Source organism: Methylocucumis oryzae, assembly GCF_000963695.1.
Lineage (GTDB): Bacteria > Pseudomonadota > Gammaproteobacteria > Methylococcales > Methylomonadaceae > Methylovulum > Methylovulum oryzae.
Window position 1 is genome coordinate 1 of the sequence record NZ_LAJX01000154.1, and the last position, 12,118, is coordinate 12,118.

A 12,118-nucleotide genomic window follows, 5' to 3' on the forward strand; every position below is an offset into this window, starting at 1 on the left:
TGCTACCTCGGTTACCTCAGGCATTTTAATTATTATTATTGTTTTTCTGCCATACTGAGCTTACAAGGTTTGGAAGGAAAGCTGTTTCGGCCGGTGGCCTTAACGATTGTTTTTGCGTTAAGTGCGTCGTTGCTGTTGTCGTTAACAGTGATTCCGGTAGTCGCCTCGTTTTTGTTGAAAAAAGTGTCTCATGAAGAGCCTTGGTTGCCAAGAACGCTGCAAGCCATTTATAAGCCGTTATTGGCCTGGTGTTTAAATAATTACAGCAAGGTTTTTATCGGTGTAGCGCTGTTATTGTTGGCAACGATTCTGGTGTTTACGCGTTTAGGTAGCACGTTTATGCCAGTGATGGATGAAGGCGACATCGTGGTGCAATTGGAAAAACTGCCTTCGATTACGTTGGATCAATCTGTTGCTTTAGACGGGCAAGTGCAAAAAAACTTGCTTAAGCATATTCCTGAAGTCAGTAGCATTATTTCTCGCGTAGGCTCGGATGAGTTAGGCTTAGACCCTATGGGGTTGAATGAAACCGATACGTTTTTAGTGCTAAAACCTAAAGAGCAATGGCAGGTCGCGGATAAGGCTCAACTGATAGAAAACATTCGCGCCATTATGGCTAAAACGCCGGGTATTGCGTTTGGTTTTACCCAGCCGATAGAAATGCGCGTGTCAGAGATGTTGACCGGTACGCGCGGCGATGTGGCGGTGAAATTATTTGGCCCGGATTTAGATGTGTTAAACGAAAAAGGTAATGAAATTGCTGAGATTCTGCGGCAAATCAAAGGCTCTAGCGATGTGTTTGTTAAACAAAACGAAGGTATGCAGTTTTGGCAATTAACGATTAATAAAACGGCTGCAGGGCGTTTAGGTTTAGACAGCGACACGATAGAAACCTTGTTACGCGCGCAAATCGAAGGTTTAAATTTAGGTGTAGTGCAACAAGGTATTAAACGCACGCCGTTATTATTGCGTGGTAATAGTAACACGGCTAACTTTGATAGCTTACAAATCACTTTGCCCAATGGCGGCCATGTGCCGGTAACGGCGGTGGCACAATTAAGCAAAGTCGAAGGCGTGGTGGCGATTGGGCGAGAACATGGTCAGCGTTTCACGGTGGTGCGTAGCAATGTACAAGAGCGCGATTTAGTGGGTTTTGTGGCCGAAGCTAAACAACGCGTGGCCGAAAAGCTTAGTTTGCCTATCGGTTATACCTTAGAGTTTGGTGGTCAATTTGAAAACCAGCAACGCGCGGCTGCCACGCTTAGCATAGTTGTGCCTATTTCGTTAGGTTTGATTTTTCTATTATTGTTTTCTACGTTTGGTTCGATACGGCAAGCGGTCTTAGTGTTATCGAATATTCCATTGGCAATGATTGGCGGTGTGTTTGGTTTATGGGTATCGGGTGAATATTTATCCGTGCCAGCCTCAGTCGGTTTTATTGCATTACTTGGCATCGCGGTACTCAACGGCGTGGTTATGGTCAGTTATTTTAATCAACTCATCGTCAGTGGCATGGCGATTGCCAAAGTCGTGGTGATTGGCTCGTTACGGCGTTTGCGACCGGTATTAATGACCGCGAGCATTGCGGCATTTGGTTTGATTCCTCTGTTATTTGCTACAGGGCCGGGTTCAGAAATACAACGCCCGTTAGCGATTGTTGTTATTGGTGGCTTAGTGTCATCGACATTTTTAACATTGTTTTTATTGCCGGTGTTATATCAACGCTACGGTCAAGCCAAAAACGCTGTCTACTAAAGGAGTGGCCTAATGCATCAAGACTATTTAGTAACATTAAATGCTCCGCCTAGTTTGGAAGAAGCCATTGTGGATTGCTTGCTGCTATTAGAGGCTGAGCATGGTTTTAGTAGTTTTCAAGTCAATGCCCACCATCATCAAAATCAAGGCTTATCATTAGCCGAGCAAGTTAGTGGACGGCAAAAACGTATACGTTTTCAAATGTATTTAGCGGCTGAAACGTTACCGTTATTACTTGCCCAGTTAAAGCAAGAATTTAGTGGTGCAGGTATACAGTTTTGGGTGATGCCAGTGATTGAAAAAGGCGTGATTTAGTGTGTTTTCACAGTTGACTTTGCTGTTGAATCGATAGTTTTTTGCTTTGCTCGCTTGACATTTTATCCATTGCCTGGAATGTTATTTCAGGTAATCAACTAACAGTGTCTGGAGTAAAAAACATGAAAAATCAACTAATTATTGTGGTATTTGCAGCTTTATTACTAAGCGGTTGTGGCGATCAAATATGGTGTGGTGAGAATGGTTGCGGAGCGGTACGTGGGTCTGCCAATACATTTTCATTGCCTTCTTTCTAAGACATTAACCGCTTAGGTTTTATCAAACGTTAAGATAGAGTAACGATGAAAATCCAAGCGTGAAACTAAATGCTGAAAACGATATAACCGGGTCATTTCTTTAGCTTCTATGCCAGTAGCATTAATATGTTGCTCTAAGAAGCGATAAGTAGGCAGTGTGCCTTTGGTAATATTAATGTTATTAGTAAGCGTAAGACCTGTGGCGTCGGCTAGCTTTTGGTATTTTGCCAGTGTCATAGGCTCGCCGAGTTCGCCGTAGTATTTCTTCATCAAGCCTAAATAAGGTAGGCAAAAACAAGCGAAAATCAATGAGGTCGCTGAGTTAACTAAAAAATCAGAGATGATTAGGCGACCACCTGGCTTTAATACGCGGTGTACTTGTTGAAAATAACGGCTACGCGATGGAAAGTGAAAAATACATTCTACGGCTAACACATTATCAAAATAGTTGTCTGGGTAGTCTAAACAACAAGCATCGCCTATTTTAAAGGCAAGGCTATTACCCGAACCTGGCTTAGCTAAAACGGTAGCCTCAGCGCGTGCGATTTGCCTGGCATCGATATTAATGCCGTGTAGCTCCATGTGTTGATAATGTTCATTCAGTAACGCGAGTGAACCACCGAAGCCACAACCGGTATCCAATATCGATTGATGATGATTAATGTTCGCGGCATTAAAAATGTTGCAGAGTCATGTTGTCCGCAGCATTTAAAAAGCTTGCTAGCGTTAATTCAGCACGTTCTGGTTCTGACCAATAGCCCCAGTGTACATGTTTACTAAACGCTTGCCCTAAGACGGAATCTTGTTGCATTTGCTCGAACAAGGTATCGAAATAAGGTATGGCGTCATGAGAGGGTGATGTCATGGGCTAAAGTCCGGTAAGCTAAAACGCTGGTCAGTATAAGCGAGAATGTGTTTATAAACAAAACGGACTACCAACTTAAGTGGGGACAGGGCGTGCTGCGCTCTAAACATCCTGTCCCTACTTAGCATAAAGTGCATAGCCAGGAACGGTTTCTAACAGCGAATGCACTAACGACGTGTAGTATGCATTGACTCTGATAATTTCAGTTGCTACTGTAATTCCTTAATGTTAGGTTGATTTAAACAATAACAGCCGCTAATATTTTCACCCCCAAAGCCGTTTTATGTTTAATAAAACTTTACTGTCGAGGTACTCATGAATAAAACAGCGCCTAAAACTGTTACTAAATCCAGCACGCCGAGTGCTACTACTCCCGAACCCGATCATGACGATGAAGATCTTTATGATACCAGCGAATTTGCTTCGTTAACCGATGGTTTGGAAAAAGAAACCATTAAACGCGATGCACGTAGAAAAATCGAGATTTACTGGGAAAAGAAAATGTTAAGAGAGCAATTTGAAGATTTCGACGAATCAGAATTTGGCTTTTAATGCGTCCAACTATGTGGTTAATATATCGCTACGCAGCCCTTCCAGCGCCGTTTTAACGGTTTGCGCCCTGATTTGACGCCGGTCACCTGAGAATTGTTTTCTGACAACATAGGCTAAGCCTTCTCTTTTTTTCCATGCGATAAAAACCGTACCAACGGGTTTTTCTTCAGAACCTCCACCAGGACCGGCAATACCCGTAACGGCTACCGCAAGTGTTGCTTGACTGTGCGACAACACACCGTCAACCATTGCTAAAGCCGTTTCGGCGCTCACTGCACCATGACATTCTAGTGTTTCCCTGTTAACTTCTAACATACGTTGTTTTGCTTGATTGGAATAGCTGACAAAACCACAATCAAACCATGCCGAACTGCCTGGCACATCCGTTATTATTTCGGCAATCCAGCCGCCGGTACAAGACTCGGCGGTTGCTAAGATATGCTTTGCTTGGTACAAGTATTCGCCTGTTTCGCGGGCGAGTTGGTACAGCTCTGTGTGCATAGTCATATTTAGCGTTGCCTCGTTAGCTTGTTGCCTTATTCTGCTTTATCTTCTTCGTTGGCCATTTCAGATATTTCTTTTAGCCGCGAAATCGCTCTAAAATTAATACTGTCTTCTGGGTAATAGCCTTCTTGATCCACTTCGCCAGCTATTTGTCCTGTTAATAATTCAAGTGCTTGATTGACATAGGATACGGCATAGATAGCAAACAACTCTTGCTTAACGGCATCAATCACTTCTTGTTTTAGCATTAAGTTACGTTTATTAGCGACAGGAATAATGACGGCATGACTACCGTCTAAACCTCTAGCCTGGCATAGTCTAAAAAAGCCTTCGATTTTTTCATTAATACCACCGACAGCTTGCACTTCGCCATATTGATTAATCGAGCCCGTTAGCGCGAAACTTTGTTTTATCGGGGTGCGCGTTAAGGCAGAAATTAAGCAACATAATTCAGCTAACGATGCGCTATCACCATCGATTTCAGAATATGATTGTTCAATAGCAATACTGGCTGAAATTGCTAATGGAAATTGCTGGGCATAAAAATGACCTAAGTAGCCGGATAAAATCATGACGCCTTTAGAATGAATCGATTGGCCTAATTCAGCTTCTCGTTCAATATCAACAATGCCTCTTGAGCCTGGCGATACAGTCGTCGTAATGCGTGCCGGTGAGCCATAACAACTACCGCCAATTTCAAGTACGGTTAAGCCATTGATTTTGCCAACGGCTTCGCCGGTCGTGTCGATTAAAATAGTGCCGTCTAGCATTTCCTTAAGAATTTCTTGGGAAATTCTGCCATTTCGGTATTCTCGGGCTTGTAGCGCCTGTTCGATATGCGTTTGCTCTATAACGGTAGCGTGACTGCGTTGACTAAATAAGTCGGCTTCACCGATGATTTCCAACGTGTCATTAATGTGCGCAGAAAATTGCTGTTGGCTTTCTGCCAGTCGGCAACTGTGTTCGATTAAGCGTTGGACTGCGTTTGAAGTAAGTTGTTTGCCAGTGTGTTCTTGCGCATAACTTTGAATGCGCGTGGCTAATTGTTGAATGTTGCTATGAGTGACAGGAATATAAGGGTCAAAATCGGCTAACACCTTAAACATTTCATTAAATTCACTATCAAGCTCTTCTAGCAAATAGTAAATATCCCTAGAACCCACTAAAACGACTTTTAGGTTTAACGTGACGACTTCGGGTTTTAACGTAATGGTGTTAATACCCCATTCTGTGTAAGGTGCATCGATTTCAATACAGCCAGCTTGCAACGCACGTTTTAAACCATCCCAGACATAGGGGTAGTTTAAGAGTTTTTCGGCATCGAGCACTAAATAACCGCCATTGGCTTTATGTAAAGAGCCTGCACAGATTTTACGGTAGCTAGTGACTAAGGCGCCTTGTTCACTCGCATATTCGATGCGGCCAAATAAGTTTTGATACGTCGGATGCGGTTCGTAAATGACAGGTGCGCCGGTATCTAACTTGTGGTCAACAAGTACATTCGGTAAATATTGTTCGATTAACAGTTGTTTGTTTCTGCGGAAGGCATCTGCATCGATAGTCTTGCTAGGCATTAATATGTCGGCAATAGTGACATCGACTAAATGCTGCTTCATTTCGGCCAAGTACATAATGACATCCGCTTGCTCTTGGTATTTATCGCGTAATTCGGCGAATAAAGGCTCAATAGCGCTACTGACGGTATCACTGTCGACTTGTTTAATCCGCTCTGCCATTTCCCTACGCCATTGCGGCAATTCCAATAGCACTTCGTTTAAATAATCTTCTAAACCAACCACATCGGCATGGAATACATCTTTTTCTGCTTGCGGCAGTAAGCTAAATTCTTCATCTGTTAACGGTTTATTGCTGCCCATAGGCGCAAAGGTCATGACATCGTTTTCCATGAACAAGGCAATTCCCATTTCTTGCGCCTTGTAGTCGACCATGCCGATAGCTGTGTTATAGGCTTGAGTAAAATGCCGTTCAATCGCCGTCTTTTTTTGTTGATAAGTTGGGCTGTCAAAAACGGCAGGGAAGGTGGCTAAGACGTCATCAATGAGTTTTTCTATGTCTTTACTAAAGGTATGGCCTGTACCGGCGGGCAATAGCAGCGCTTTAGGTTCGCGAGAAAAATTAAAGTGATCGATATAAACCAAAGATGCTGGAGTGGATAGTATTTGTGCAGCGAGTTTTAGCTGCTCAAACACTAAGCTTAAACGGCCTAAACCAGGTTCACCCATGACAAAGATGTTATAGCCGAATCTTGGCATCGCGACGCCAAACTCTAGCGCTGATTGCGCGCGTGCTTGGCCGATGAGTAACGACGCTGATTCAGATGATTTGAGTGATATATCAATATCAGCCATATCAACATGTAATTTCAGTGCTGATAAAGGCAGTTTTAACGATTGAGACATGTTAAACAACAATAAAGGGTAAAAGGGCACTATTCTATCTTATTTTTCAGTAACATGAATAGTAAGCGTCGATGCTGAGCGCATAGCGATGAGTAAGCAATTTTTGAACTGTTACCTGATTTTTTTTGGCAAGCTATTKGTTTTTCATAGACTAAAATATTCATAGCGAGTAGTTATACGCAAAAATCACGTTATAAAATTTACTTATTTTTTAATTCAGTTATTTTAGCGGTCAGTTAAATAGGTTGAATAAAAATCCCCTTGCATTTTTTATTGTTGAAAATGATGTATAAACACTTTATGTTAGAATCAACTGGCATTTAATTATAAAAATAACGACTCCATGACCGCTAAACCGAAAATTTTAGTCATTGATGACGACCCCATGACACGCGCGTTAGTGAATAAATCATTAACAGCGAGTAATTTTGATGTCATCTGTGCCGAAAGTGGCGACGCGGGGCTCGCAGAGATTGCACATAACCGGCCGGATTTGATTTTATTAGATGTGATGATGCCGGGCATGGATGGTTTTGCCTGTCTTAGAATTTTAATTGCCCATTATGCGACCGATGTGCCTATTATCATGATGACGGCCGTGGAAGATGTACATTGTGTTGAGCAAGCTTTTCAATTAGGCGCGACGGACTTTATTAGTAAACCAATTCAGTGGTTATTATTGCCTTACCGAGTGCGTTATGTGTTACGTTCTCACCATACGCGACAATTATTAATTAAACAACAACAGCAATTGCGGCAAAGTGAAGCTCAGTTAAGATTATCGTTAGCAGCCGGTAAGCAAGGATTATGGGATTATAGCCCTCTCACAAACGAAATTAGAGTGAATGCAGAGTATGCTTTAATGTTAGGTTATGAAGCCAATGAGTTTTCTTCGCTACGCTTATCTGAGTGGTTTGCCAGTATTCATCCAGAAGATGAGGCGATAGTAAAAACGTCTTTTCGTGCTTACTTGCTGGGTGAACAATCTGAATATCGAATCAGTTTTAGACAGCGTTGTCGGGACGGTTCATGGCGTTGGATTTTGGCAACAGGAAGTATTGTTGAGCGAGACGCAGCTGGCAATCCGTTACGAATTTTGGGTACGCATACGGATATTCAACAAAATAAATTAGTTGAAGAGCAGTTGCAGTTACTGGCCAAAGTATTTGAGCATAGTGGCGAGGGCATTATTTTATGCGATGCCGATGCGCGTATCTTGTCGTGTAACCAAGCTTATTGCCAAATTACCGGCTATACACAACAAGAAATTATTCAGCAAACGCCTAAAATTTTATCGATTCAGCAAAAAGACCAAGCTTATTTCGCAAAAATGCGTAATGCCTTGAAAAAGCATAGTTATTGGCAAGACGAGGTCTGGGATGTTAGAAAAAATGGCGAGCAATATCCGGTTTTATTAGGCATTTCAGTCGTGCGTAATCAAGAAGGCCGTATCACACACTATATCGGTATTTTTTCTGATATTACCGAGCGCAAAGTGGCTGAGCAAAAAATAGAATTTTTAGCCCATCATGACTCGTTAACAGGTTTGCCTAATCGAACTTTATTGCAAGAGCGTTTTGCTCAAGCGCTAATTGCAGCCAGTAGAAGTCATACGCTGGTCGCTTTATTGTTTTTAGATTTAGACCGATTTAAACATATTAATGATAGTTTAGGTCATGATATGGGCGATTTGCTGTTACAAGGCATTGCTGAGCGCTTATCGAATTGCGTACGTGAAGCGGATACGATTTGCCGCTATGGTGGCGATGAATTTATTATTATTTTAACGAATTTACCGGATGCGTTAATTGCTGAGCGCGTCGCTGAAAAAATTATCGCTCAATTGCATCAACCTTTTGCTATTAATAGTCATCAATTAACGACCTCGTTTAGCATAGGGATAAGTGTTTATCCGAGTGACGGCAATACGTTAGATGATTTATTAAAAAAAGCCGATATAGCGATGTATCAAGCTAAAAAGGCAGGTCGTAATTGTTATTGCTGTTTCTCAACAGAGCATGACGCCTGTGAACCTTAAGGTCGTTTTAGACGATAACCGATACCCGATTCTGTTAGCAAATATTGTGGTCGGGTGGGGTCTTGCTCTATTTTTTGGCGCAATTGGCTAATGTAGATTCTTAGATAATGCGCATTGTCGCTATAAGACGGCCCCCAAACTTCTTTTAATAAAAAGCGTTGCGTTAATACTTTATCTGCATTTTTCACCAAGACGGTAAGCAGTCGATATTGAATCGGGGTTAAGTGAATTTCGCTATCAGCTACCCGAACAATGCGTTTATTTAAATCAACCATTAACTCGCCGCAAGTAAAAATACCATCCGGTGCAAAAACCGCATCATTACGGCAACGTCGTAATAAAACCCGAATCCGCGCAAGTAATTCACCTAAACCAAATGGCTTGGTTAAGTAATCATCAGCACCGGCATCTAACGCATTAATTTTTTGTTGCTCCGAATTACGCGCGGATAACACTAAAATGGGCAGTGTTGACCAGGCGCGTATAGCTTGAATGACTTGCTCACCGTCCATATCCGGCAAGCCTAAATCTAATACGACCATATCAGGTTTGCGGACACCCGCTTCGATAATACCTTGCTTACCGGTTTCTGCTTCATAGACTTTAAACTCATGTGCGCTTAAGCCTGTGCGCAGAAACATGCGGATAGCAGGGTCGTCCTCTATCATAATAATAACAGGATTATTCATGTGACTTATACCGACAAGAAATACTGATAACTTAACGTGTTACTCAGTCAGGTAATATTGGGATTTGGGCTATGCACTTTAAACGGGACAATGCCATACGGGACAGGGCATTCAGAGCGCAGGACGCCGTAAATACATCCCTGTGGGCTTGTTGGCAGCATCCCTGCTGCCAACACCTGCATTCTAAACGCCCTGTCCCTACTTAAGTTGGTAGCCGGAATTTGAAGCTATAATCAGCGGCTGATAATATAATGAAATCCCTCTACAACGCTAGGACTAAACTGCTATGAATGCTATCGAACAGGCTGTCAGCGAGTTACACGAACAAGGCTATACTATTGTTAATAATGTGTTAACAGCGTCCGAATTAACTGCACTAGACCAAGATTTACTGCGTTTAGAACATGAGCTTAATATTAAGCCCGGCGTATCAGCTTTTGAAGGCTATCAGACGCTTAGGGTTCATAACTTACTTACACATGGCGTGTTATATCAGCGATTGCCGGTGCATGAAAAAAATTTTGCCGATTATCGAAGCCTTTTTAGATCCAGGCTGTTTAGTGTCATCGTTGTCAACGTCAACGCTATTGCCTGGGCAAGATGCGCAAACAATACACGCCGATGACCAATTAATCCCGTTGCCTAGACCTCATGTGCCGATTATCTGTAATACGTTATGGGCTATTTCTGACTTTACCGAAGAAAAATGGCGCAACTAGAGTTATTCCTGGCAGCCACCGCTTAGACCATAACCCTGATATTACTGGCAGTTATGACAGCATCGCCGCAGAAATGCCTAAAGGCAGTGTGTTATTAATACACGGTAGCGTTTGGCATGGTGGTGGGGCTAATCGCAGCCAGCAACGGCGCACAGCGATTGCGTTAAATTACTGCGCTGGTTTTATAAGACAACAAGAAAACCAGCAATTGGGTATTCCCAGAGAGATAGCGAAAACCTTTTCTAAGCGGTTAAGCGAATTAGTGGGTTATAGTATTTATAACACGTTAATCGGTCATATTAATTGCGGCCATCCTGGTCGATTACTCGATTAACGCTGTGATATGTTGTAATGGAACGATTTTTTTTACCCTAACTGAAATAGGCTCAGTCGAATTAACCGCGAGTGCCATTTGGTGCTGCTCAGAGGGTTGGTAGCGCCAAAATTGCCAGTGTTCGGGGGTATCGGCAATAGCGTCTAAAAATTCAATACTTACCGATTGTTGGTGGTCAAAGCTAAAACTGAACTGATCCAGCGGCAGCGATAAGCCTAAACCTCGCGCCTTAATATAGGCTTCTTTCAGCGTCCATAATGCAAAAAAGCGCTGCTGTTGCAAAGCGTCTGGCAATTGCGTTAATGCTTGGATTTCGGCGGCGGCGAAATAGCGGGCAGCAATATCTAGCGTCGCATTTGCTCGTAATAAATATTCAACGTCGACACCTATTGCGTGCTTAAGCGTAACCGCACAACAGATTAATCCCTCAGTATGAGAAAGATTAAATCTCAACGGTAACGGTATTAAATCCGGTTGAATTTCCGGTTTACCATAACTATCACGAACAAATTGCCATGCACTTGGCGCTAGTGGCCAATACTGCGATAACACTGCGCGCACCAGCGCACGCGTGACTAAGTATTGCTGTTGATGACGGGCAAAATAAAAGCGTTGCCATTGTTGCCGGTCTTGCTCGGTCAGCAATGCTTGATACGCTAGTAATAAATCAACGTCGGTGATTTCGTCTGGATAAGCTAACCATATATCGATGACATGCTCGGCTAAAGAAGAAGGCTGAAAGGGTAAATTTTGCATTAAGTCTGGACTATAGAGAGTCGTTGCGCGATACTGCCCACGCTTTAAAAACCTGTGTTTTTAAGCGTTATGATTGCTACGAAAAAGCGCCATTGTAACAACATTGTTTCAACTTCTAACGCATTTTCGGCAGATGTTCAAACAAAGCGGCCTTAGGCAAGTTAACGGCCCGCCGCTTTATCTTTATTAAATGCAAGAGGTTAAACATGCGCATTGCAGACAAAATGGCAGTATCTATACATTACACATTAACCAATGATGAAGGCGAGGTTATCGATAGCTCAGACGGTAATGAGCCGTTAGTGTATTTGCATGGGTACGGCAATATTATTTCAGGCCTTGAAGCCGCTTTAACGGACAAGGCGGTTGGCGACAAATTAAATGTTCGGATAGAGCCAGAAGATGCTTATGGTCTGTTTTATGAAGACCGCATTCAAGTCATACCGCGCGCGATGTTTGAAGGCATTAACGAGCTTGCTGTGGGTATGCAATTTCATGCTGATGTCAGTTCAGGCCCTGGCGTGGTCACGATTGTCGATATAGATGGTGACGACATTACCATCGATGGCAATCACCCGTTGGCAGGCGTACCGTTAACTTTTGCGGTAGAAATTATCGACATAAGACCTGCTGCCGATGAAGAATTGGCGCACGGGCATATTCACGGCAGCGGCTGCCACCATTAGTGATTTAGATTTAAGCCGGAACAAGTTCGCTCGTTCCGGTTTTCAGGGTTAGGTAATACGCTCATTGCTCATTGCTAATTCACCGCAACACCATCAGCTGCCAAAAAACCTGCTTTAAAAGTAAACCTGTTCTCTGTTTTTTTACCAAGTATGTTCGCCAGAAAAAATTGAACAATGATTAATTTATTGTATACTAGGCTTTATTCGATTAATCGTTGTTTTTTTTGT

General features: G+C 42.7%; 12 protein-coding genes and 1 pseudogene. 7 read left to right on the top strand and 6 right to left on the bottom strand.

Annotated elements, in window-relative coordinates; translation table 11 throughout:
- Window positions 1-1,755 (top strand): annotated as a pseudogene (locus tag VZ94_RS14740) (efflux RND transporter permease subunit); the annotation flags it as partial.
- Between the two features lie 12 nt (window positions 1,756-1,767).
- Entirely contained in the window at window positions 1,768-2,070 is a 303-nt protein-coding gene (locus VZ94_RS14745) for a DUF3240 family protein (protein WP_045779811.1), read from the top strand.
- 269 nt (window positions 2,071-2,339) lie between these two features.
- Here VZ94_RS14745 and VZ94_RS14750 read toward each other — a convergent pair whose 3' ends face one another.
- Complete coding sequence (locus VZ94_RS14750) at window positions 2,340-3,008, bottom strand: methyltransferase domain-containing protein (protein WP_082081704.1); 669 nt, start codon at window positions 3,006-3,008, stop codon at window positions 2,340-2,342.
- Window positions 3,001-3,192: a hypothetical protein gene (locus VZ94_RS23270; RefSeq protein WP_052700586.1), complete on the bottom strand. Its 192-nt coding sequence runs from the start codon at window positions 3,190-3,192 to the stop codon at window positions 3,001-3,003. The genes VZ94_RS14750 and VZ94_RS23270 overlap by 8 nt, the downstream gene beginning before the upstream one ends.
- A 315-nt stretch (window positions 3,193-3,507) precedes the next feature.
- Here VZ94_RS23270 and VZ94_RS14755 point away from each other — a divergent pair, with 315 nt between their 5' ends.
- On the top strand, window positions 3,508-3,744 hold the full coding sequence (locus VZ94_RS14755) for a PA3496 family putative envelope integrity protein (RefSeq protein ID WP_045779812.1): 237 nt from the start codon (window positions 3,508-3,510) through the stop codon (window positions 3,742-3,744).
- A gap of 9 nt (window positions 3,745-3,753) precedes the next feature.
- Here the strand turns inward: VZ94_RS14755 and VZ94_RS14760 are convergent, their stop codons facing one another.
- Both VZ94_RS14760 and VZ94_RS14765 read right to left on the bottom strand, forming a co-directional pair.
- Window positions 3,754-4,251, bottom strand: a complete 498-nt coding sequence (locus VZ94_RS14760) for a CinA family protein (protein WP_045779813.1) — start codon at window positions 4,249-4,251, stop codon at window positions 3,754-3,756.
- Window positions 4,252-4,280: 29 nt separating this feature from the next.
- A complete protein-coding gene (locus VZ94_RS14765; RefSeq protein WP_045779817.1) occupies window positions 4,281-6,668 on the bottom strand; it encodes an AAA family ATPase in 2,388 nt (795 codons plus the stop codon).
- A 343-nt stretch (window positions 6,669-7,011) separates the two neighbouring features.
- Here VZ94_RS14765 and VZ94_RS14770 point away from each other — a divergent pair, with 343 nt between their 5' ends.
- Window positions 7,012-8,706, top strand: a complete 1,695-nt coding sequence (locus tag VZ94_RS14770) for a two-component system response regulator (protein WP_052700587.1) — start codon at window positions 7,012-7,014, stop codon at window positions 8,704-8,706.
- On the opposite strand, the gene VZ94_RS14775 is transcribed toward VZ94_RS14770, so the two are convergent.
- Window positions 8,703-9,395, bottom strand: a complete 693-nt coding sequence (locus tag VZ94_RS14775) for a response regulator (RefSeq protein WP_045779814.1) — start codon at window positions 9,393-9,395, stop codon at window positions 8,703-8,705. The genes VZ94_RS14770 and VZ94_RS14775 overlap by 4 nt on opposite strands.
- A gap of 286 nt (window positions 9,396-9,681) precedes the next feature.
- Here VZ94_RS14775 and VZ94_RS23275 point away from each other — a divergent pair, with 286 nt between their 5' ends.
- Window positions 9,682-10,020: a hypothetical protein gene (locus tag VZ94_RS23275; protein ID WP_052700588.1), complete on the top strand. Its 339-nt coding sequence runs from the start codon at window positions 9,682-9,684 to the stop codon at window positions 10,018-10,020.
- Between the two features lie 26 nt (window positions 10,021-10,046).
- Entirely contained in the window at window positions 10,047-10,448 is a 402-nt protein-coding gene (locus VZ94_RS23280; protein WP_052700589.1) for a phytanoyl-CoA dioxygenase family protein, read from the top strand.
- Here VZ94_RS23280 and VZ94_RS14785 read toward each other — a convergent pair.
- Window positions 10,437-11,204, bottom strand: coding sequence for a 4'-phosphopantetheinyl transferase family protein (locus VZ94_RS14785; protein ID WP_045779815.1), 768 nt, complete (start codon window positions 11,202-11,204; stop codon window positions 10,437-10,439). The genes VZ94_RS23280 and VZ94_RS14785 overlap by 12 nt on opposite strands.
- A gap of 206 nt (window positions 11,205-11,410) precedes the next feature.
- Here VZ94_RS14785 and VZ94_RS14790 point away from each other — a divergent pair, with 206 nt between their 5' ends.
- Window positions 11,411-11,890, top strand: a complete 480-nt coding sequence (locus VZ94_RS14790) for an FKBP-type peptidyl-prolyl cis-trans isomerase (RefSeq protein WP_045779816.1) — start codon at window positions 11,411-11,413, stop codon at window positions 11,888-11,890.
- Window positions 11,891-12,118 lie beyond the last annotated feature (228 nt).

Excerpts from the sequence above, each read along its gene's own strand:
- VZ94_RS14785 (WP_045779815.1), bottom strand. The coding sequence starts at position 11,204 with ATGCAAAATTTACCCTTTCAGCCTTCTTCTTTAGCCGAGCATGTCATC.
- VZ94_RS14760 (WP_045779813.1), bottom strand. The coding sequence starts at position 4,251 with ATGACTATGCACACAGAGCTGTACCAACTCGCCCGCGAAACAGGCGAA.
- VZ94_RS14775 (WP_045779814.1), bottom strand. The coding sequence starts at position 9,395 with ATGAATAATCCTGTTATTATTATGATAGAGGACGACCCTGCTATCCGC.
- VZ94_RS14745 (WP_045779811.1), top strand. The coding sequence starts at position 1,768 with ATGCATCAAGACTATTTAGTAACATTAAATGCTCCGCCTAGTTTGGAA.
- VZ94_RS14770 (WP_052700587.1), top strand. The coding sequence starts at position 7,012 with ATGACCGCTAAACCGAAAATTTTAGTCATTGATGACGACCCCATGACA.
- VZ94_RS23270 (WP_052700586.1), bottom strand. The coding sequence starts at position 3,192 with ATGACATCACCCTCTCATGACGCCATACCTTATTTCGATACCTTGTTC.
- VZ94_RS23280 (WP_052700589.1), top strand. The coding sequence starts at position 10,047 with ATGTGCCGATTATCTGTAATACGTTATGGGCTATTTCTGACTTTACCG.
- VZ94_RS23275 (WP_052700588.1), top strand. The coding sequence starts at position 9,682 with ATGAATGCTATCGAACAGGCTGTCAGCGAGTTACACGAACAAGGCTAT.
- VZ94_RS14765 (WP_045779817.1), bottom strand. The coding sequence starts at position 6,668 with ATGTCTCAATCGTTAAAACTGCCTTTATCAGCACTGAAATTACATGTT.
- VZ94_RS14790 (WP_045779816.1), top strand. The coding sequence starts at position 11,411 with ATGCGCATTGCAGACAAAATGGCAGTATCTATACATTACACATTAACC.
- VZ94_RS14755 (WP_045779812.1), top strand. The coding sequence starts at position 3,508 with ATGAATAAAACAGCGCCTAAAACTGTTACTAAATCCAGCACGCCGAGT.